The sequence below is a fragment of the Streptomyces sp. NPDC030809 genome, assembly GCF_055572195.1.
The window spans coordinates 520890-540097 of sequence record NZ_JBVIDV010000001.1 but is presented as its reverse complement, the minus strand read 5'-3'; the positions used below and the strand labels follow the sequence as shown (position 1 = coordinate 540097).

Sequence of the window (19208 nt, the reverse complement as noted above, 5' to 3'; positions counted from 1 at the left end):
GCCTGTTGGTGCGGCCAGTGGTCCCGGAGGTCGCGTCGGCGCTCCGGCCGGTCCCGTGCGCAGACCCCGTACTCCGTCCGCGGGCCCGGTTTCCGTGGTCAGGCTCCGTGGGTCGGTCTGCGGGCCTGCTGGTGTGGCCAGTCGTGCCGGAGGTTGCGTCGGCGCTCCCGTCGGTCCCGTGGTCGGATCCCGCGGCTCGGTCCGCGGACCCGCCGGTCCGGTCAGCCGCCCGCAAGTCCCCTGGGCAGACACCGCGGCTCCGTCTGCGGACCCGCAGGGCCGGTCGGCGGCCCCGTCGGACCAGCCTGTGCACCCGGCCCGCCGGTCCCCCTGGGTGGCCGGGCCCGTCGGTGCCGCGGCCCGGGCCCTTCCCTAGGCCCAGGCCGCCAGGAACTCCGTCGGCGACCACGTGCCGCCCAGTTCCGGGGACAGCCAGCGCGGTGCTTGCGTGCGGAAGGAGGACGGGGGGAGGGCGCCCGCGTCTGCCGGGACGGCGCCCAGGAGGGGGGCCTGCGCGGCCACCGGGAGGTCGGCCAGGTTGCAGCGGGCGGCCAGGCCCGGCTCCGCCGGCCAGCTGCCGACGACCACGCCCAGCTGGGTCAGCCCCCGGGCCCGCAGGGCCTCGCCGGTCAGCGTGGCCGTGTTCAGGGTGCCCAGTCCGGCCGGGGCCACCACCAGCACCGGTGCGTCCAGCAGCCGCGCCGCGTCGGCCAGGGTGTGCCCGGCCGCGTCGAAGCGGACGAGCAGCCCGCCCGCGCCCTCGACCAGCACGAGGTCGTGCTCGGCGGCCAGTTTCTCGGCCGCAGCGGCCACGTCCTGCGGGCCGACCTCGGCCATCCCGGCGCGCGCCGCGGCCCGCTCCGGGGCCAGCGGCTCCGGGTACCGGGCCAGTTCGAGGCCCGTCACGGCGTCGCCGGCCAGCCGGGCCACCTCGGCCACGTCCCCGTGCTCGCCCGGCGCCACCCCGGTCTGGGCGGGCTTGAGCACCGCCACCGAGCGTCCGGCCGCCAGGGCCGCCGCCGCGACCGCCGAGGTCACGACGGTCTTGCCGATCTCCGTGCCCGTACCGGACACGACCACGATTCCCACGGCTGCCTCAGCCCTCCTGTGCGGCCGCGCACACGGCCCGGCAGATGCGTGCCACGTCGGCATCGCCGGTCACGTACGGCGGCATGGTGTAGATCATGTCGCGGAACGGGCGCAGCCAGACGCCCTCGCGGACCGCGGCGCGGGTGGCCGCCGCGACGTCCACGTCGCGGTCCAGCTGGACCACGCCGATCGCCCCGAGCACTCGGACGTCCCGGACCCCGGGCAGCCCGGCGGCCGCCGCGAGCCCCTCGCGGAGTCCGGCCTCGATCCGCTTGACCTCCAGGAGCCAGTCCTGGCCCAGCAGCAGGTCGATGGAGGCCAGGGCCACCGAGGCGGCGAGCGGGTTGCCCATGAACGTCGGCCCGTGCGCGAGCACCGGCACCTCGCCCTGCGAGATCCCGTCGGCCACCCGCGGGGTGCACAGCGCGGCCGCCAGGGTCAGGTATCCGCCCGTCAGGGCCTTCCCGATGCACATCACGTCGGGGGTGATCCCGGCGTGGTCCGCCGCGAACAGGGCGCCCGTGCGCCCGAACCCGGTGGCGATCTCGTCGAGGATCAGCAGCACCCCGAACTCGTCGCACAGTTCCCGCAGTACGCGCAGGTACCCGGGGGAGTGGAAGCGCATGCCCCCGGCCCCCTGGACCACCGGCTCCACGATGACGGCGGCGAGCTCGTCCGCGTGCCGCGCCACCACCTCGCGCAGATGCGCCGTGTACGCGGGGTCCGGCTCCGCGTCGAAGCCGGCGGGCGGCGGGTCCGCGAAGACCTGCTTCGGCAGGTGCCCCTGCCACAGGTCGTGCATCCCGCCGTCGGGGTCGCACACCGCCATCGGCTGCCAGGTGTCCCCGTGGTAGCCGCCGCGCCAGGTCAGCAGCCGGGTCTTGCCCGTCCTGCCGAGGGAACGCCAGTACTGGAGGCACATCTTGACGGCGACCTCGACCGAGACCGACCCGGAGTCGGCGAGGAACACGTGCTCCAGGCCGGCCGGGGTGATCTCGACCAGCCGGGCGGCGAGCCGGACGGCGGGCTCGTGGGTGAGCCCGCCGAACATCACATGGCTCATGCGCTCCAGCTGGCCGCGCGCGGCCTCGTTCAGCACCGGGTGGTTGTAGCCGTGGACGGCCGACCACCAGGAGGACATGCCGTCGACCAACTCCTCCTGTCCCTGCGCAGGTTCCGCCAGCCGGAGCCGGACCCCCGAGGCCGAGGCCACCACGAGCGGCTCCTGCCGGCCCGGCATCGGGCCGTACGGGTGCCACACGTGCTGCCGGTCGAGGGCCAGGAGCTCCTTGGCGGACAGCGGGAGGGGCTGATCAGGCATTGGGCGCGAGGTCCGTCCCGGCACCGCGGCGGCGCACGGCCACCAGGTCGGGGCGCGCGGCCGAGGCGTCGGCCGGGGCCTGCGCCGGCAGGTCGCCGGTCTCCGCGGCCGGAGCCGCGGAACCGCACGGACCGCAGCCCCCGCCGGCCTCCTCGCCCTGTGCCGCGTGCGAGCCGCAGCCGCCGCCCTGGGCGGGCGCGGACTTCGAGCCGCAGCCGCCGCCGGCCACGTCGGCCCGGTGCTTGGGAAGGGTGGTGGTGCCCGCGCCCTCCACCTCGAAGCCGGCATCCGCGATCATGTCCAGGTCGGCCTGGCCGGCCTGGCCCTCACTGGTGAGGTAGTCGCCGAGGAAGATCGAGTTGGCGATGTTCAGCGCGAGCGGCTGCAGCGTGCGCAGGTGCACCTCGCGGCCCCCGGCGAGCCGGACCTCGATGTCGGGGCAGACGAACCGCACCATCGCGAGGATGCGCAGCGCGCGCTGCGGGGTGAGGTTCCACTCCTTGGCGAGCGGGGTGCCCTCGAAGGGGATGAGGAAGTTGACCGGCACCGAGTCCGGGTCGAGCTCGCGCAGGGAGAAGACGACGTCGACCAGGTCCTCGTCGGTCTCGCCCATGCCCGCGATCAGGCCGGAGCAGGCGGAGAGCCCGGCGCCGTGCGCCTTCTGCACGGTGTCCACGCGGTCCGCGTAGGTGTGGGTCTTGGTGATCTGCCCGTACGTCGCCTCGGACGTGTTGAGGTTGTGGTTGTAGGCGTCGGCGCCGGCCTCGCGCAGCTTCTCCGCCTGGCCGTCCGAGAGCAGGCCCAGACAGGCGCAGACCTCGATGTCCTCGTTCTGCTCCTTGATGGCCTCGATGGTCTTCGAGACCCGCTCCACGTCCCGGTCCGTCGGACCGCGGCCGCTCGCGACCAGGCAGACCCGCTTGGCGCCGCCCGCCACACCGGCGGCGGCGGCCTGCGAGGCCTCTTCGGGCTTGAGCCAGGTGTACTTGAGGATCTCGGCCTTCGACCCCAGGCGCTGGGAGCAGTACGAGCAGTCCTCCGGGCACAGCCCGGACTTGAGGTTGACCAGGTAGTTCAGCTTGACCCGGCGACCGAACCACTGGCGGCGCACCTTGCCGGCCGCGGCCACCACGTCGAGCAGTTCGTCGTCGGAGGTCGCCAGTACGGCGAGCGCCTCTTCGCGGGTCGGCAGCTCACGCCGCAGCCCCTTGTCCACCAGGGTGTTCAGCAGGTCCATGGGCCTGATCCTGACTTACGGCACCACCCCCGGCCAAGGAGAGAAGCTACAACTTCGCGGGATAGGGGTGTGTGCATCGCCACACCACCGTCCGGAACACCGGAGGCTAGGGTCTGTGGACAGCCGACAAATCGCGAGGACCCAGCCGATGCCGCAGGACGCACCCCCGCACGTGCCCGCCCCTCCGCAGCCCCGCAGCACCGACGTGTTCGCGTGGATCGACGAGGCCGCCGAGGCGCGCGAGCGCGCCGGACTCGTCCGCACCCTGCGCCCCCGCCCGGCCGTGTCGGACCTCCTCGACCTCGCGAGCAACGACTACCTGGGGCTGTCCCGCCACCCCGCGACGGTGGCCGCGGCAGCCGAGGCCGCACACCGCTGGGGGGCCGGGGCCACCGGCTCCCGCCTGGTGACCGGCACCACCGAACTGCACGCCGAGCTGGAACGCGAACTGGCCGATTTCTGCGGGTTCGAGGCGGCCCTGGTGCTGTCCTCCGGCTACGCCGCGAACCTGGCCGCCGTCACCGCGCTCGGCGGCCGCGGCTCCCTCGTGGTCTCCGACGCCGCCAACCACGCCTCCATCGTCGACGGCTGCCGCCTGTCCCGCGCCGAGACCGCGATCGTCCCGCACTCCGACCCGGAGGCCGTGGCCAAGACCCTCGGCGCGCACCAGGGCCGCGCCCTGGTGGTCACCGATTCCGTCTTCTCCGTGGACGGGGACGCCGCCCCGCTCGCCGCGTACGCCGCCGCCTGCCGGGAGCACGGTGCGGCCCTGCTGGTGGACGACGCGCACGGGCTCGGGGTGCTGGGCGAGGGCGGCCGCGGGGCGCTCGCCGCCGCCGGGCTCGCCGGGGCGGACGGGGTGGTGGCCACGCTCACCCTGTCCAAGTCCCTGGGCAGCCAGGGCGGGGCCGTGCTCGGACCGGCCAAGGTGATCCGGCACCTGGTGAACACCGCCCGGAGCTTCATCTTCGACACCGGCCTCGCCCCCGCCGCGGCGGGGGCCGCGCTGGGCGGGCTGCGGCTGCTGCGCCGCGAGCCGGAGCGCGCCGCGCGCGCCCGCGAGGTGGCCGCCACCCTGTACGAGCGGCTCACCGCGGCCGGCCTGACCGCAGCCAGGCCGGACGCGGCGGTCGTGTCGGTACGGGCCCCGTCGCCTTCGGCGGCACTGCGCTGGGCCGCCGACTGCCGCGAGGCAGGACTGTCCGTGGGCTGCTTCCGGCCGCCGTCCGTACCCGACGGCATCTCCCGGCTGCGGCTGACCGCACGCGCCGATCTCACGGGGGAGGAGATCACCCGCGCGGTCGAGACGATCCTCCGGACCGCCCCTGCCGCCGCCTCCGCGGACTAGACGCAGGCCCCGCAGACGGGCTCGCCGGCCCGGACGTATCCGAGGAACCCGGTCCAGGCCGTGCCCGTGAAGACCAGGGCCGGGCCCTCGGTCCGCTTGGAGTCACGGACGGCCAGCAGGCCGCCGCCGAGGACGGCCGCCTCGACGCAGTTGTTCATTCCGGTACTGCGGCTGCTGCGCCGCCATTTCGCGCTGTGCAGAAGTCCGCCGGGGGATAAGGGGGTTGCGGACATGGTGCCTCCTTACGCGCCGTCAGCGATCCGGCTGATGAGATCCGAGGAATCCCGGGGCGGGAGGGCGTGCGCCTGGATCGTACGGAAAGCGGCGCCGTACGCCTCGATGTCTTCCTTCCGCTCCAGATAGAGGCTACTCGTCAAATGGTCGAGAACAACCACATCGAGATCGGCGATGTCCGGAAATGAGAAGATGACGAACGGCCCGGTGAGGCCGAGATGTCCCCCCACGCTGAACGGCAGTACCTGGAGCCGCACTTGCGGCAGCCGCGACACCTCCGCCAGGTGCGCCAGCTGCTCCGCCATCACCTCCGGACCGCCGATCTGCCGGCGCAGCACCGCCTCGTCGAGGACCGCATTGAGCTCCAGGGGCGGATCGGCCCGCAGCACCGCCTGGCGCGCCAGCCGTACGTCGACCAGCGCGTCCACCTTCGGCTCCGGCAGCCCGCCCAGCGCGGCCCGGGTCACCGCCCGCGCGTAGCGGGCCGTCTGGAGCAGGCCCGGCACCACCGACAGCTCCACCGTGCGGGCCGCCCGCGCCCCGGCCTCCAGGCTGATGAAGTCCCGGTACTCCTGGGGCAGCAGCCCGCGGTACTCGTGCCACCACTGCCGGTCCGGACCGCCGCCCGCGCCCCCGCTGGCCGCGCACGAGGCGAGGGCCTCCAGCAGGCTCCGCTCCTGCGCCCCGGCCACCCCGTAGGTGTCCAGCAGGCGCCGCACGTCGTCCGGTTTCACCCCGCTGCGCCCGGTCTCGATGCGGCTGATTTTCGACTGGTGCCAGCCGAGCAGCCGGGCGGTCTGGCCGCTCGTGAGCCCGGACCGGTCGCGCAGTGCGCGCAGTTCCTCGCCGAGCTGCCGCCGGCGAACCGCGGGACCGTGCTGCATGGCCGTCTCCCTCCACCGGCAGCCACCGCGTCAGTCTGCCGTTTTCGCTTCCAAATACGGTCTTCCGTAGCAGAGTTCACCGCTTTGAGCGACAGATATATGCATATCTTGGGGGAACGCCCACCCGGGAAGCGCAGGAGTGGCAGTCTGGCGCGAAGCACAGATCCGGGGCCCGACGCGGGTTCGTCACGCCACGAGCCGCAGTCCGTCCCGGCGGGGAAAGGCGTCGCCATGGCAGACCACCAGGAAGCATCCGTCACCCTGCCGAGCGATCCCGCCTCGGTGTCCGCCGCCCGGAGGTACGTGGCGGACGTCCTCGCCGACTGGGGGCTGCCGGACGGGCACGTGATCGGCGACTCGGTCCGGCTGATCGTCTCCGAGCTCGCCACGAACGCCGTGCAGCACACCTTCGGCCAGTCGCCGACGTTCACCGTGGACATGCGCCTGGAGCGCGAGGAGCAGCTGCGGATCGGGGTGACCGACAGCCACCCCAGGTGGCCGCGGCGGCTTCCGGCCGCGGTGCAGCAGGACAACGGCCGCGGGATGGTGATCATCCGCTGGCTGGCCGCCGAGGCCGGCGGCCGGCTGTCGGTCAGCCCGACGGAAGCCGGGGGCAAGACGGTGTGGATCGTCATGCCCTGGACGGTGGCGGCCCCCGCACCCGCGGCGGCCGCCGAACCGCACGGCTGAGGCGGGGCTCAGGCGGTCGCGGCCCGCTCGCCCGCGCTGCGCTCCACGCAGAACTCGTTGCCCTCGGGGTCGGCCATCACGACCCAGCCCCTGCCGTCCTCGGTGCGCCGGTCGTCGAGGACCTTGGCGCCGAGCTCCGTGAGGCGGGCGACCTCCTCGTCCCGGGTGCCGTGCTGCGGCTCGATGTCCAGGTGCACGCGGTTCTTGACGGTCTTCTCGTCCGGCACCCGGATGAAGAGGATCCCGGGCACGCCCGGCTGTCCCGGTTCCAGCAGGGCCTCGGGGTCGCCCGGGTGGTCGTCGGGGCTCAGGGCCCAGCCGGTCAGGGCAGACCAGAACACGGCCTGCGCGTAGGGGTCGTGCGCATCGACGGTGATGTGCCGGACGGGGTTGCGGAAGGTCACGGTGCTCCTCGGGACGGGGCCGCGGCGGGGTGCCGCCGCGGCCCCAACCTACCTGCGGGGCAAAGACTTTCCCAGGGATTAAGGCCCGGGCAGGCGCCCGCCCGGGCCGGGGGTGCGGCCGGCCGCCTAGCGCACCCGGCCGTACTTCACGCTGCCGGTCCAGATCTTCTCCAGCCGCACCGTGGAACCGGACTTGGGGGAGTGCCAGATCCTGCCGCCGCCCGCGTAGATCCCGACGTGGTAGACGTTCCCCCGGTAGTGGAAGAAGACCAGGTCGCCCTGCAGCCGCGCATCCGCGGACACGTGGCGGGTCCTGTTGTACTGCTGGGCCGCCGTGCGGGGCAGCGTCTTTCCTGCGCGCTTGTACGAGTAGAGCGTGAGCCCGGAGCAGTCGAAACGGTGGGGGCCGACCGCGCCCCACTGGTAGGGGGAGCCCTTCTTCGACGCCGCCACCTGCAGCGCCTTCGTCGCGGTGAGGGAGGCCGCGTGGGCCTCGGGGGTGCCGCCCGGGGCGGCCAAGGTTCCTCCGGCCACGGCGAGTGTGAGCACCGTTGTGGCGCCGGCCCGGGACACGACGGACGGGACATTCCTGAGCGCGTACATGCGCAACCCTTCGTCAGCCGCCTGTGAAGGATGACCTGTCGGATTCGGGCCTGCGAAGTTCGCCCGGCCGCCGCGGCGGCTTCACCCCAAGGGGCGGGCGGGCATCAGCGCCCGCCGCCCCGTACTGCCTGGGTCCTCCACTCCTGCCGGTGCACTCCTGTCGACCAGTGGTCCGGGTGAGGCGGCAGGACTCGGCGTCCGCCCGGACCGCCCCGCCACGGCGGCGGGGGCTTGTCGTCCCAGGGATCTTCACCTACGAATTGCCGGAAAACTAAGGCGATTCGCCGCTATGTGAATCTCATCACGTCTGCCCCTATTGGGGTTTGAAGGGTGATTTACCCCACATGGGCGAAGGGTCAAGACCCTTCCGACCTGCAGGAAAGCATCCTGAGCGGGAGGGGCTCAACCTCTCTCCTGCGCAACTGGGGGCGCGAACCGACCCCTTGCGCCACTACGCCGAATGGGGGATGCGATCTCCGTCGCGCGTCGAGTGGCGGTCCGGGTCGGCGGGTTCGCCAACCGCCCGCGCGCGCCCGTGTGACGTTGCGCATGGACGCCGGTACTGTCCGTGGCCGAGGTGAGGTGCTCGGTTCCGTATACGCGGGCGCCCCTCGAGCACGGTGGCAACGGAAGGTGTGCGCTGCACGAAACGTGAATTAACGCGGCGGAAAAACGGGCCTCCTAACGTGCGAGGCCCGTTGCTTTCGCCCAGCCGATCCCGAGGTGCGACCCGTGCAACTGACCCCGCACGAACAAGAACGCCTGCTGGTCCACGTCGCCGCCGACGTGGCGGAGCGGCGCCGGGCCCGCGGGCTGCGGCTCAACCACCCGGAAGCCGTGGCCCTCATCACCGTCCACATCCTCGAAGGCGCGCGCGACGGCCGCACCGTCGCCGAGCTCATGGCCTCGGGCCGCACGGTCCTGACCCGCGACGAGGTCATGACCGGCATCCCCGAGATGATCCACGACGTCCAGGTCGAGGCCACCTTCCCCGACGGCACCAAGCTCGTCACCGTCCACGACCCGATCGTCTGAGCGGCGGAGGCCCAGTGATCCCCGGCGAAATCCTCCACGGCGAGGGACCCGTGATCCTCAACGAAGGCCGGCCCGTGACCCGGCTCACGGTCCTCAACGCCGCCGACCGCCCCGTACAGGTCGGCTCCCACTACCACTTCGCGGAGGCCAACCCCGGTCTCGCGTTCGACCGGCGGGCCGCCCACGGGCTGCGCCTGCACATCGCCGCCGGCACCGCCGTGCGCTTCGAGCCCGGCATCCCGGTCGAGGTGGAGCTCGTACCGCTGGCCGGCGCCCGGAGCGTGCCCGGGCTGCGCGGGGAGACCGGAGGACCCCTCGATGGCTGAGCTCTCGCGCAGCGCGTACGCCGGACTCTTCGGCCCCACCACCGGGGACCGGATCCGGCTCGCCGACACCGCACTGCTGGTGGAGATCGAGGAGGACCGCAGCGGCGGCCCCGGACGCGCCGGGGACGAGGCGGTCTTCGGCGGGGGCAAGGTCATCCGCGAGTCCATGGGCCAGGCCCGCACCACCCGTGCGGAAGGGGCCCCCGACACCGTCATCACCGGTGCGGTCGTGCTCGACCACTGGGGTGTGGTCAAGGCCGACATCGGCATCCGCGACGGCCGCATCACCGGGATCGGCAAGGCCGGCAACCCCGACACCATGGACGGAGTGGACCCCGCCCTGGTCATCGGCCCCGAGACGGAGATCATCGCGGGCAACGGCCGCATCCTGACCGCCGGCGCCATCGACGCGCACGTCCACTTCATCTCGCCGACCCTCCTCGACACCGCCCTCGCCTCCGGGATCACCACCCTCGTCGGCGGCGGCACGGGACCCGCCGAGGGCACCAAGGCCACGACCATCACCCCCGGCCCCTGGCACCTGTCCCGCATGTTCGCGGCCCTCGACGCCCACCCCGTCAACATCGGCCTGCTCGGCAAGGGCAACACCACCTCGCACGAGGCCATGCACTCCCAGCTGCGCGGCGGGGCGCTCGGATTCAAGATCCACGAGGACTGGGGCGCCACGCCCGCCGCGATCGACGCCTGCCTGCAAGTCTGCGAGGCGACCGGCGCCCAGCTCGCCGTGCACACGGACACGCTCAACGAGGCGGGGTTCGTGGGCGACACCCTGGCCGCGATCGCCGGCCGGACCATCCACGCGTACCACACCGAAGGGGCCGGCGGCGGGCACGCGCCCGACATCATCAGCGTGGTCTCCGAGGCCAACGTGCTGCCCAGCTCCACCAATCCGACCCGGCCGCACACCCTCAACACCGTCGAGGAGCACCTCGACATGCTGATGGTCTGCCACCACCTCAACCCCGCGGTCCCCGAGGACCTCGCGTTCGCCGAATCCCGCATCCGGCCCTCCACCATCGCCGCCGAGGACCTCCTCCACGACCTCGGGGCCATCTCGATCATCTCCTCGGACTCCCAGGCCATGGGCCGCATCGGCGAGGTGATCCTGCGGACCTGGCAGACGGCCCACGTGATGAAGGAGCGCCGCGGCCCGCTGCCCGGCGACGGGCGCGCCGACAACCGCCGGGCCCGCCGGTACGTGGCCAAGTACACGATCAACCCGGCCGTGGCCCAGGGGCTCTCCCGCGAGATCGGGTCGGTGGAGACCGGCAAGCTGGCCGACCTCGTCCTGTGGGAGCCCGCCTTCTTCGGGGTCAAACCCCTCCTCGTGCTCAAGGGCGGGCAGATCGCGTACGCGCAGATGGGTGACGCCAACGCCTCCATCCCGACCCCGCAGCCGGTGCTGCCCCGGCCGATGTTCGGGGCCCACGGCCGCGCGCCCGCCCGGAACTCCGTGAACTTCTGCGCGCCGGCCGCCCTGGAGGACGGCCTGCCCGAACGCCTCGGCCTCGGCAAGCAGTTCGTCCCCATCGACAGCACCCGGGCGGTCACCAAGGCGGACATGCGGGAGAACGACGCCCGACCGCGGGTGGAGGTGGACGCGGACACCTTCACCGTCACCGTCGACGGGGAGGCGGTCGAACCGGCGCCGGCCGCGGAACTGCCCATGGCCCAGCGCTACTTCCTCTTCTGATGGACGACGCCACCGCGAACGCCCCCGCCGCGCCGTACGGCCGGGCCGCCCTCCTGGTCCTCGCCGACGGCCGGTTCCCGGCCGGCGGCCACGCCCACTCCGGCGGCGCCGAGGCGGCGGTCGAGGCCGGCCGCATCCACGACGCCGCCACCCTGGAGGAGTTCTGCCGGGGCCGGCTGCACACCGCCGGGCTGGTGGCCGCCGCCCTCGCCGCGGCGGCCGCCCTCGGGCTGGACCCGGCGGAACTCGACGCCGCCGCCGACGCCCGCACCCCCGTACCGGCCCTGCGCACCACCTCCCGGCGGCTCGGCCGGCAGTTCCTGCGGGCCGCACGGACCGTGTGGCCGGGACCCGGACTCGACGCGCTGGCCCGGGCCTTCCCGCGCGGCGCGCACCAGCCGGTGGTCCTCGGGCTGACCGCCAGGGCGGCCGGACTCTCCCCGCAAGACGCCGCGCACATCGCCCTGTACGAGAGCGTCGGCGGACCGGCCACCGCCACGGTACGGCTGCTCGGCCTCGACCCGTTCGAGGCCACCGCCGTACTGGCCCGGCTCGCGCCCGCGCTCGACGAGGCCGCCCAGCGCGCCACCGCGGCCGCGCACCGGGCCCGCCGCGAGGGCACGGCCGCCCTGCCCGCCGCCTCCGCACCGCTCCTCGACATCTCCGCCCACCGGCACGCCGAGTGGCCGGTGCGGCTCTTCGCCTCCTGAACCGAAGGACCCCGCATGCACCTCGACCACTCCGACGGCTACCCGCAGCGGCACACCCACAGCGCGCCCCCGGCCCGGGCCGACGGCAGCCGGCGCGCGCTGCGCATCGGACTCGGCGGCCCGGTGGGCTCCGGCAAGACCGCGACCGTCGCCGCCCTGTGCCGGGCGCTGCGGGCCGAGTTCTCGCTCGCCGTGGTCACGAACGACATCTACACCCGCGAGGACGCCGAGTTCCTGCTCCGCGAGGCGGTGCTCCCGCCCGAGCGGATCGCGGCGGTGGAGACCGGGGCCTGTCCGCACACCGCCATCCGCGACGACATCTCCGCCAACCTGGAGGCCGTGGAGGACCTCGAAGAGGCCTTCCGCGAGCACGGTCCGCTGGACCTCGTGCTGGTGGAGTCCGGCGGGGACAACCTGACCGCCACCTTCTCCCGCGGGCTGGTCGACGCCCAGATCTTCGTGATCGACGTGGCCGGCGGGGACGACATCCCGCGCAAGGGCGGGCCCGGGGTCACCACCGCCGACCTCCTCGTCGTCAACAAGACCGACCTGGCCCCGCACGTCGGCTCCGACCTCGGCCGGATGGCCCGCGACGCGCGCGAGCAGCGCGGCGAACTGCCGGTCGCCTTCCAGTCCCTGCGCAGCGCGGAGGGCGTGGCCCCCGTGGCCGCCTGGGTCCGCGAGCGGCTCGCGGCCTGGGCGGCCCGCCCGTGACGACCGCCGCCGCGTCGGCGCTGCGTGCGGCCGCGGCGCGGCCCGCCGCCCCGCCGGCCCCCGACCGCCGGGCCGGCGGAGTGCGCGCCCGTGCCCGGATCAGGGCCGCCGCCGACGGCCGGGGCGGAACCGCCCTGCCCGAACTGTCCGGTTCGGGCCCGCTCGCGCTCCGCCGCACCCGGGCCGCGGGGCCCGGTGCCCGGGTCACCCTGGTCGGTGCGATGAGCGCTCCGCTCGGCGGTGACCGGCTGGAGCTCACCGCCGATGTCGGGCCGGGCGCGGCCCTGGACCTGGGCTCGGCGGCCGCCACCCTCGCGCTGCCCGGGCGCGGCGGGGAGGAGGCCCGCTACGAAGTGCGCCTGACCCTGGCCGAGGACGCCGCCGTACGCTGGCTGCCCGAGCCGCTGGTCTCGGTGCGCGGCAGCAGGCTGGCCGTGCGCACCCGGGCCGAACTCGCCCCCACCGCCCGTCTGCTGCTGCGCGAGGAGCAGGTGCTCGGCCGGGCCGGCGAGGAGTCCGGGCTGCTCGGCAGCCGGCTCACCGTGCTGCGGGGCGGGCGGCCCCTGCTCGACCAGGAGGTGGTCTGCGGTCCGGGGGCACCCGGCGGCTGGGACGGGCCGGCCGGGCTCGCCGGGCACCGGGCCCTGGGTCAGCTGCTCGTGGTGGACCCCGGTTTCGAGCGGCGGCCGCCGGCGGCGCGGGTGCTCGGGGAGCACGCCGTGGCGGCGCCCCTCGCGGGGCCCGCGGTGCTCGTGACGGCGGTGGCTCCGGACGCCCTGCGGCTGCGCACCTTGCTCGACGAAGCCCTCCGTGTGTACGGCTGGTGAACTGAGTACCGCTCAGCGGTACCCGATCATCCGGTTATCGGGTTGGTAAAGAACCAGCCGCCACTCTGTTGTCAGGGACCACTCAGACGAAATGATCCCCCTGCAGTCAGACCGATTCAGGCCATCCTCGGCCTACATGACGCAGGGGGATTACCACGTGATACGCACAGCGGTGCTCGGCGGAGCGGGCACTCTGATAGCGGGCACGCTCATCGCGGGAGCCGTCGTCGCCCCGTCGGCGGCCGCCGACACCACCGGCTCGACCACGTCCGCGGCCCGCGGTGCGGCCATCGCCGCCGCGCGTGCCGCCCGCGCCGGCATCGCCTGGAAGGACTGTCCCGCCGACTGGGGCTTCGAGGCCCCGATCCAGTGCGGCTGGGTGAAGGTCCCGCTCGACTACACCAAGCCGAACGGCAAGCAGATCGAGCTCGCCGTCGACCGCATCGGCAGCACCGGCACCAAGGCCGAGCGCCAGGGCGCCCTGCTCTACAACCCGGGCGGCCCGGGTGCCTCCGGCATGCGCTTCCCGCGCCGGGTCACCACCAAGAACCCGCTGTGGACCAACGTCTCGAAGGCCTACGACTTCGTCGGCTTCGACCCGCGCGGCGTGGGCCACTCGGCCCCGATCTCCTGCATCGACCCGCAGGAGTTCGTCGCGGCCCCGAAGATGGACCCGGTTCCGGGCAGCGAGGCCGACAAGCGCAAGCAGCGCAAGCTGGCCGCCGCCTACGCGGACGGCTGCGCCAAGCGCAGCGCCGCCATGCTGCCGCACATGACCACGCCGAACACCGTGCGCGACATCGACGTGATCCGCGCCGCCCTCGGCGAGAAGAAGCTGAACTTCATCGGCGTCTCCTACGGCACCTACATCGGCGCCGTCTACGCGACGCTGTACCCGACCCACGTCCGCCGCCTCATCGTGGACAGCGTGGTCAACCCCTCCCGCCAGAAGATCTGGTACGAGGCCAACCTCGACCAGGACGTCGCCTTCCAGATGCGCTGGAACGACTGGAAGAAGTGGGTCGCCAAGAACGACGCCACCTTCCACCTGGGCAACACGGCCGCCAAGGTCGAGGCCCAGTGGCTGAAGCTGCGCGCCGCCGCCAAGCAGAACCCCATCGGCGGCAAGGTCGGCCCGGCCGAGCTCATCAGCTTCTTCCAGAGCGCCCCGTACTACGACTCCGCGTGGGTGCCCACCGCCCAGGTCTGGAGCGCGTACGTCGGCGGCGACACCCAGGCGCTGGTCGACGCGGCCGCCCCGGACATGTCGGACACCGCGGGCAACATCTCCGCGGAGAACGGCAACGCGGTCTACACGGCCGTCGAGTGCGCGGACGCCAAGTGGCCCACCAGCTGGAAGACGTGGGACCGCGACAACACCCGTCTGCACAAGGACTACCCGTTCATGACCTGGGCCAACGCCTGGATGAACCTGCCCTGTGCCACCTGGAAGGCCCCGCAGCAGACCCCCGTCGAGGTCCACACCAAGCGCGGTCTGCCGCCGGTCCTGATCGTCCAGTCCACCCGTGACGCGGCCACCCCGTACGAGGGCGCCGTGGAGCTGCACAAGCGCCTGGCCGGCTCGCGCCTGATCACCGAGAAGGGCGCCGGCTCGCACGGTGTCACCGGCCTGATCAACCCCTGCATCAACACCCGGGTCGAGGCCTACCTCCTGACCGGCAAGGTCGACGCCAAGGACGTGGTCTGCACCCCGCACGCCACCCCGGTCCCGACCTCGGCGGCCAAGGCCCGTGCCCAGGCCGAGGCCCTGGCGGCCTCCGACCTGCCGGTGCTCCCGCAGCGGTAAGTCCCGTGCGGCCGTGATCCCCACCCGGCCGTGAGCACGACCGAAGAAGGCTCAGCGCGTCCTGCGCTGGGCCTTCTTCGCTTCCGCGGCCGCCGCCTGCTCCTCCGCCTTCACGTCCGCCGCGTACCGGTCCACGTACTCCTGGCCGGAGAGCCGGAGGATCGCGTAGACGATCTCGTCCGTGACGGCCCGCAGCACCGCCTTCTGCCCCTCCATCCCGGCGTACCGGGAGAAGTCCAGCGGCTCCCCGAACCGGATGGTGACCCGCTTCAGCTTCGGCAGCACCTGGCCGGGCGGCTGGATCTCGAACGTGCCCACCATCGCGCACGGGACGACCGGCACCCCGGCCCGGAGGGCCATCGCGGCCACCCCGACCTTCCCCTTGTACAGCCGCCCGTCGTGCGAGCGGGTGCCCTCCGGGTAGATCCCGAGCAGCTCGCCCCGGGCCAGCACCTCCAGCCCCTCGCGGATCGCGGCCTGCCCGGCCTCCCGGCCGCTGCGGTCCACCGGGATCTGGCCCGCGCTGCGGAAGAAGGCCGCGGTGAGCCGGCCCTTGAGCCCGGGGCCGGTGAAGTACTCGGCCTTCGCCAGGAAGGTGATCCGGCGGGTGAGGACCGCCGGCATCAGGAAGTGGTCCGAGAAGGACAGGTGGTTGCCCGCGACGATCGCCGGGCCCTCGGCCGGAACGTGCTCCAGCCCCTCGATCCGCGGCCGGAACAACAGCCGCAGCAGCGGCCCCAGGAGCACGTGCTTGAGCAGGTGGTAGAACACGGGCAGACCCCCTCGTCACCGGCAAACGGCTTGCACATCTTGCCAGTTCGCCCCGGACCCGTGGGGGAGCGGCGGGCCGTCCGCCGGGCCCGGCGGGGGTCAGTTGCCGCGGGAGGCGGCCATTCCGACGGTCAGCAGGCCCAGCACCACCCAGCCGAACCACAGCCAGCCGTTCGAGCCCAGCACCACCGAATAGGCGGAGACCACCACGAGGCCGCCCAGGGTCAGGCCGGCCATCGTCTTCACAGATCCGGGCATGAGCGTCCCCTTCTCCCGGCAGTCCGGGGGACCTCTGCGCCCCGGACGGCCACCAGGGGGCCATCGTCCCGCCAAGGCCGCCGCGGCGCTACTCTCCGCGCCGCGGCCGCCGCGCCGCCGTGGCCGCGGGCGGCCGGCCGGCGTGCGAGGGGCGGACTACCCGCGGCCCTGGAGCGAGGCCAGGTACGCGTTGTACGCCTCCAGCTCCTTGTCGCCGTCCCGGTCCGCGGCCCGGTCGGCGCGCCGGGCGGTCCGCTGCTCCGAGTGGTACCACTGGTAGATCAGCGCGATCAGGACGAGCACCGAGGGGATCTCGCTGAAGGCCCAGGCGATGCCGCCGGCCCACTGCTGGTCGTCGAGGGCGTCCAGTCCGAGCGAGGCCGGCGGGTTCGCGTACGTGCCGATCATCGGCTCGGAGGCCATCATCAGGGCGATGCCGAAGAAGGCGTGGAAGGGCATGCCCGCGAAGAGCTCCAGCATCCGCATCACGTAGCCGGGGCGGTGCGGGCCGGGGTCCACGCCCATGATCGGCCAGAAGAAGATCAGGCCGACCGCCAGGAAGTGCACCATCATCCCGATGTGCCCGGCCTTGCTGCCCATCAGGGTGTCGAAGAGCGGGGTGAAGTAGAGGGCGTACAGGCTCGCGATGAACATCGGGATCGTGAACGCCGGGTGCGTCACCACCCGCATGTAGCGGCTGTGCAGCAGGGCCAGCAGGAGCTCGCGCGGGCCCTTGCGGCCGCGGCCGGCCGGCGGCAGCGCGCGCAGCGCCAGGGTCACCGGGGCGCCGAGCAGCAGCAGGATGGGGGAGAGCATGCTGATGACCATGTGCTGGACCATGTGCACGCTGAACATGACCATGCCGTAGTCGTTCAGCCGGGTGCACATCACCAGGGCCACGCTCAGCACACCGGCCGTCCACGCGGTGGTGCGCCCCCAGGACCAGCTGTCGCCGCGGCGGCGCAGCCGCACCACGCCCCAGCCGTACAGGGCCAGCCCGAGCAGGCAGCCGATCAGGAAGAAGGGGTCGGCCGAGAACTCCAGCCCCCGCCCCAGCGTGAACGGCGGCAGGTCCATGTTCATGTCCATGCCGTGCCCGCTGTGATCCATGTGCCTACTCCCTTGACCGTGGTGCCCCACCACAGTAGTGCCGCCCCCGGGCGCGGCTGCGTCCGGGGGCGGTCACAAGAGAGGGGGAAAGGTCACAAAACGTTCTGCGCCTCGGAGTACCGGTCCGCCGGCACCGTCTTCAGGCTCTCGACGGCACGCGAGAGCGGGACCAGCGTGATGTCGGTGCCGCGCAGGGCGGTCATCATGCCGAACTCCCCGCGGTGCGCCGCTTCCACCGCGTGCCAGCCGAAGCGGGTGGCGAGCACCCGGTCGTACGCCGTCGGGGTGCCGCCGCGCTGGACGTGGCCCAGGATCACGGGCCGGGCCTCCTTGCCCAGGCGCCGCTCCAGCTCGACGGCGAGGATGTTGCCGATGCCGGCGAACCGCTCGTGGCCGTAGACGTCCTTGCCGCCCTCCTGGAACTCCATCGAGCCGGCCCGCGGCTTGGCGCCCTCGGCCACGACCACGATCGCGAACCGCTTGCCGGCCGAGAAGCGCTCGCCGACCACCCGGGTCAGCTCCTCGATGTCGAACGGACGCTCCGGCACGACGATCGCGTGCGCGCCGGCCGCCATGCCCGAGTGCAGGGCGATCCAGCCGGTGTGCCGGCCCATCACCTCGACGACCATGACCCGCTGGTGCGACTCGGCGGTCGTCTTGAGGCGGTCGAGCGCCTCGGTGGCCACGCCCACCGCCGTGTCGAAGCCGAAGGTGACGTCGGTGACGGCGATGTCGTTGTCGATGGTCTTCGGCACGCCCACGATCGGCAGGCCGGCCTCGGAGAGCAGGTGCGCGGCCTTCAGGGTGCCCTCGCCGCCGATCGGGATGATCGCGTCCAGGCCGAGGTCGGCCACGTGGCCGCGGGCCCGCTCCACGCCGTCGCGCAGGTGGGCCGGCTGTACCCGGGAGGAGCCGAGGATGGTGCCGCCGCGGGCCAGGATGCCGGCCACGTCGTCCAGGTCCAGCTTGCGGTAGTCGCACTCCAGGAGGCCCTTCCAGCCGTCCTGGAAGCCGATCACCTCGTCGCCGTGGTCGACGACGGCGCGGTGCACGACGGAGCGGATGACGGCATTGAGCCCGGGGCAGTCGCCGCCGGAAGTGAGCACACCAATGCGCATGGCAAGAACCTTTGCAACGTGGGCCGACGACCGGACCACGTCGTCCGGTTGGAACTGATGGTCAGCCTACAAGCGCACAGGGCATGGGCTGAACCATCCTCCACATGCTGGTCACACGGGTTGTGCGAACCGCTCAATCCGCCGTCGGGGGCTCATCTGAGCACCCGCGGAAGGACGCACCGGAAACGCCGCCGGCCCGGACCTCGTACGGGTCCGGGCGGGCGGCGCCGGGTGCGGGTACTGCGCCGTTACGCGGGCTGCGTGGCGGCCGAGATGCGCTCCGCGCGCAGCGCCTCGTACCAGCGGTCGTCGGTCGGCGGCAGCGCGTTCACATCGAGGGCCAGCTTCAGCAGCAGGTCCGCGATCTGCGGGTTGCGGGCCATCACGGGCCCGTGCATGTAGGTGCCGAACACGGTCTCGTTGTAGGCGCCTTCGGTGCCGTCGCCGGTGCCGTTGCCGCGGCCGAGGCGGACCCGGGCGAACGGCTTGGCCGTCGGGCCCAGGTGCGTGACGCCCTGGTGGTTCTCGAAGCCGGTCAGCTGCGGCAGGCCGAGCTGCGGGTCGATGTCCGCGAGCACGTCGCCGACGCAGCGCTCGCCGGTGCCGCGCACCGTCTCGACGTCGAGCAGGCCGAGGCCCGGCTCGCGCTCGCCGAGGTCGTTGATGAAGGCGTTGCCGAGGATCTGGTAGCCGGCGCAGACCGAGAAGACGATCGCCCCGTTGGACACCGCCCGCTCCAGGCCGCCGTCACGGCGCAGCCGCTCCGCGGCCAGCCGCTGCGGCCGGTCCTCGCCGCCGCCGATCAGGTAGATGTCGCCCGAGGTGGGGATCGGCTGGTCGCTGCGCACGTCCACGCGCTGCACGTCCAGGCCGCGCTGCCGGGCCCGGCGCTCCACGACCAGGGCGTTGCCCTGGTCTCCGTACGTGCTGAGCAGGTCCGGGTAGACCCACACCAGACGCAGGCTGCTCTCGCTCATTCGCTTTTCGTCCTTATCCGGATGGTCCGGT

The 19208-nt window shown here is 73.3% G+C and carries 21 protein-coding genes; 9 read left to right on the top strand and 12 right to left on the bottom strand.

The window, feature by feature from the left end:
• Positions 1 to 372: 372 nt before the first annotated feature.
• Genes bioD through bioB form a run of 3 tightly spaced genes read right to left on the bottom strand, consistent with a single transcriptional unit; the run spans position 373 to position 3647 of the window.
• Positions 373 to 1089 carry a dethiobiotin synthase gene (bioD, locus tag ACZ407_RS02285; RefSeq protein ID WP_468124773.1) on the bottom strand — a complete coding sequence of 239 codons (717 nt, stop codon included), beginning with the start codon at positions 1087 to 1089 and terminating at the stop codon, positions 373 to 375.
• A gap of 7 nt (positions 1090 to 1096) precedes the next feature.
• Positions 1097 to 2410, bottom strand: a complete 1314-nt coding sequence (locus ACZ407_RS02280; protein WP_468124771.1) for an adenosylmethionine--8-amino-7-oxononanoate transaminase — start codon at positions 2408 to 2410, stop codon at positions 1097 to 1099.
• Positions 2403 to 3647, bottom strand: coding sequence for a biotin synthase BioB (gene bioB, locus ACZ407_RS02275; RefSeq protein ID WP_468124769.1), 1245 nt, complete (start codon positions 3645 to 3647; stop codon positions 2403 to 2405). Before bioB ends, ACZ407_RS02280 begins: the two co-directional genes overlap by 8 nt.
• A gap of 148 nt (positions 3648 to 3795) precedes the next feature.
• On the opposite strand from bioB, the gene ACZ407_RS02270 reads away from it, so the two are divergent.
• Positions 3796 to 4995: an 8-amino-7-oxononanoate synthase gene (locus tag ACZ407_RS02270; RefSeq protein ID WP_468124767.1), complete on the top strand. Its 1200-nt coding sequence runs from the start codon at positions 3796 to 3798 to the stop codon at positions 4993 to 4995.
• Here ACZ407_RS02270 and ACZ407_RS02265 read toward each other — a convergent pair.
• On the bottom strand, positions 4992 to 5228 hold the full coding sequence (locus ACZ407_RS02265; RefSeq protein ID WP_468124766.1) for a DUF397 domain-containing protein: 237 nt from the start codon (positions 5226 to 5228) through the stop codon (positions 4992 to 4994). The two genes, ACZ407_RS02270 and ACZ407_RS02265, sit on opposite strands and share 4 nt — an antisense overlap.
• 9 nt (positions 5229 to 5237) lie before the next feature.
• The gene (locus ACZ407_RS02260; RefSeq protein WP_468124765.1) at positions 5238 to 6113 is read right to left on the bottom strand and encodes a helix-turn-helix domain-containing protein; all 876 of its coding nucleotides are present in this window, start codon (positions 6111 to 6113) and stop codon (positions 5238 to 5240) included.
• 231 nt (positions 6114 to 6344) lie between these two features.
• Here ACZ407_RS02260 and ACZ407_RS02255 point away from each other — a divergent pair, with 231 nt between their 5' ends.
• A complete protein-coding gene (locus ACZ407_RS02255) occupies positions 6345 to 6803 on the top strand; it encodes an ATP-binding protein (protein ID WP_468124764.1) in 459 nt (152 codons plus the stop codon).
• Positions 6804 to 6811: 8 nt separating this feature from the next.
• Here the strand turns inward: ACZ407_RS02255 and ACZ407_RS02250 are convergent, their stop codons facing one another.
• Together ACZ407_RS02250 and ACZ407_RS02245 are read right to left on the bottom strand one after the other, a co-directional pair.
• Positions 6812 to 7207, bottom strand: coding sequence for a VOC family protein (locus ACZ407_RS02250; protein WP_468124763.1), 396 nt, complete (start codon positions 7205 to 7207; stop codon positions 6812 to 6814).
• A 126-nt stretch (positions 7208 to 7333) separates the two neighbouring features.
• Positions 7334 to 7810, bottom strand: coding sequence for a C40 family peptidase (locus tag ACZ407_RS02245; RefSeq protein WP_468124762.1), 477 nt, complete (start codon positions 7808 to 7810; stop codon positions 7334 to 7336).
• 732 nt (positions 7811 to 8542) lie between these two features.
• Between ACZ407_RS02245 and ACZ407_RS02240 the strand changes: the two genes are divergently transcribed.
• From ACZ407_RS02240 to ACZ407_RS02210, 7 genes are all read left to right on the top strand, one after another.
• On the top strand, positions 8543 to 8845 hold the full coding sequence (locus ACZ407_RS02240) for an urease subunit gamma (protein WP_468124760.1): 303 nt from the start codon (positions 8543 to 8545) through the stop codon (positions 8843 to 8845).
• A gap of 14 nt (positions 8846 to 8859) precedes the next feature.
• Complete coding sequence (locus tag ACZ407_RS02235) at positions 8860 to 9171, top strand: urease subunit beta (protein WP_468124758.1); 312 nt, start codon at positions 8860 to 8862, stop codon at positions 9169 to 9171.
• Positions 9164 to 10885 carry an urease subunit alpha gene (locus ACZ407_RS02230; protein WP_468124756.1) on the top strand — a complete coding sequence of 574 codons (1722 nt, stop codon included), beginning with the start codon at positions 9164 to 9166 and terminating at the stop codon, positions 10883 to 10885. Before ACZ407_RS02235 ends, ACZ407_RS02230 begins: the two co-directional genes overlap by 8 nt.
• Positions 10885 to 11595 (top strand): urease accessory protein UreF, encoded by a 711-nt coding sequence (locus ACZ407_RS02225; protein ID WP_468124754.1) that lies wholly within the window; start codon positions 10885 to 10887, stop codon positions 11593 to 11595. The genes ACZ407_RS02230 and ACZ407_RS02225 overlap by 1 nt, the downstream gene beginning before the upstream one ends.
• A gap of 15 nt (positions 11596 to 11610) precedes the next feature.
• Positions 11611 to 12309 (top strand): urease accessory protein UreG, encoded by a 699-nt coding sequence (gene ureG, locus ACZ407_RS02220; protein ID WP_468124753.1) that lies wholly within the window; start codon positions 11611 to 11613, stop codon positions 12307 to 12309.
• 20 nt (positions 12310 to 12329) lie between these two features.
• The gene (locus ACZ407_RS02215; protein ID WP_468124914.1) at positions 12330 to 13136 is read left to right on the top strand and encodes an urease accessory protein UreD; all 807 of its coding nucleotides are present in this window, start codon (positions 12330 to 12332) and stop codon (positions 13134 to 13136) included.
• 157 nt (positions 13137 to 13293) lie between these two features.
• A complete protein-coding gene (locus ACZ407_RS02210) occupies positions 13294 to 14943 on the top strand; it encodes an alpha/beta hydrolase (RefSeq protein ID WP_468124752.1) in 1650 nt (549 codons plus the stop codon).
• Positions 14944 to 14994: 51 nt separating this feature from the next.
• Here the strand turns inward: ACZ407_RS02210 and ACZ407_RS02205 are convergent, their stop codons facing one another.
• The 5 genes from ACZ407_RS02205 to ACZ407_RS02185 form a co-directional block, all read right to left on the bottom strand.
• Positions 14995 to 15714, bottom strand: coding sequence for a lysophospholipid acyltransferase family protein (locus ACZ407_RS02205; protein ID WP_468124750.1), 720 nt, complete (start codon positions 15712 to 15714; stop codon positions 14995 to 14997).
• Positions 15715 to 15813: 99 nt separating this feature from the next.
• Positions 15814 to 15972, bottom strand: coding sequence for a hypothetical protein (locus ACZ407_RS02200; protein WP_468124748.1), 159 nt, complete (start codon positions 15970 to 15972; stop codon positions 15814 to 15816).
• A 156-nt stretch (positions 15973 to 16128) separates the two neighbouring features.
• Entirely contained in the window at positions 16129 to 17082 is a 954-nt protein-coding gene (locus ACZ407_RS02195) for a cytochrome c oxidase assembly protein (protein ID WP_468124746.1), read from the bottom strand.
• 92 nt (positions 17083 to 17174) lie between these two features.
• The gene (locus ACZ407_RS02190; RefSeq protein ID WP_468124744.1) at positions 17175 to 18200 is read right to left on the bottom strand and encodes a 6-phosphofructokinase; all 1026 of its coding nucleotides are present in this window, start codon (positions 18198 to 18200) and stop codon (positions 17175 to 17177) included.
• Positions 18201 to 18448: 248 nt separating this feature from the next.
• Positions 18449 to 19177 carry a type 1 glutamine amidotransferase gene (locus ACZ407_RS02185; protein WP_468124742.1) on the bottom strand — a complete coding sequence of 243 codons (729 nt, stop codon included), beginning with the start codon at positions 19175 to 19177 and terminating at the stop codon, positions 18449 to 18451.
• Positions 19178 to 19208: the final 31 nt, after the last annotated feature.

Excerpts from the sequence above, each read along its gene's own strand:
- ACZ407_RS02280 (WP_468124771.1), bottom strand. The coding sequence starts at position 2,410 with ATGCCTGATCAGCCCCTCCCGCTGTCCGCCAAGGAGCTCCTGGCCCTC.
- bioB (WP_468124769.1), bottom strand. The coding sequence starts at position 3,647 with ATGGACCTGCTGAACACCCTGGTGGACAAGGGGCTGCGGCGTGAGCTG.
- ACZ407_RS02270 (WP_468124767.1), top strand. The coding sequence starts at position 3,796 with ATGCCGCAGGACGCACCCCCGCACGTGCCCGCCCCTCCGCAGCCCCGC.
- ACZ407_RS02265 (WP_468124766.1), bottom strand. The coding sequence starts at position 5,228 with ATGTCCGCAACCCCCTTATCCCCCGGCGGACTTCTGCACAGCGCGAAA.
- ACZ407_RS02260 (WP_468124765.1), bottom strand. The coding sequence starts at position 6,113 with ATGCAGCACGGTCCCGCGGTTCGCCGGCGGCAGCTCGGCGAGGAACTG.
- ACZ407_RS02255 (WP_468124764.1), top strand. The coding sequence starts at position 6,345 with ATGGCAGACCACCAGGAAGCATCCGTCACCCTGCCGAGCGATCCCGCC.
- ACZ407_RS02245 (WP_468124762.1), bottom strand. The coding sequence starts at position 7,810 with ATGTACGCGCTCAGGAATGTCCCGTCCGTCGTGTCCCGGGCCGGCGCC.
- ACZ407_RS02230 (WP_468124756.1), top strand. The coding sequence starts at position 9,164 with ATGGCTGAGCTCTCGCGCAGCGCGTACGCCGGACTCTTCGGCCCCACC.
- ACZ407_RS02225 (WP_468124754.1), top strand. The coding sequence starts at position 10,885 with ATGGACGACGCCACCGCGAACGCCCCCGCCGCGCCGTACGGCCGGGCC.
- ureG (WP_468124753.1), top strand. The coding sequence starts at position 11,611 with ATGCACCTCGACCACTCCGACGGCTACCCGCAGCGGCACACCCACAGC.
- ACZ407_RS02200 (WP_468124748.1), bottom strand. The coding sequence starts at position 15,972 with ATGCCCGGATCTGTGAAGACGATGGCCGGCCTGACCCTGGGCGGCCTC.
- ACZ407_RS02195 (WP_468124746.1), bottom strand. The coding sequence starts at position 17,082 with ATGGATCACAGCGGGCACGGCATGGACATGAACATGGACCTGCCGCCG.
- ACZ407_RS02190 (WP_468124744.1), bottom strand. The coding sequence starts at position 18,200 with ATGCGCATTGGTGTGCTCACTTCCGGCGGCGACTGCCCCGGGCTCAAT.
- ACZ407_RS02185 (WP_468124742.1), bottom strand. The coding sequence starts at position 19,177 with ATGAGCGAGAGCAGCCTGCGTCTGGTGTGGGTCTACCCGGACCTGCTC.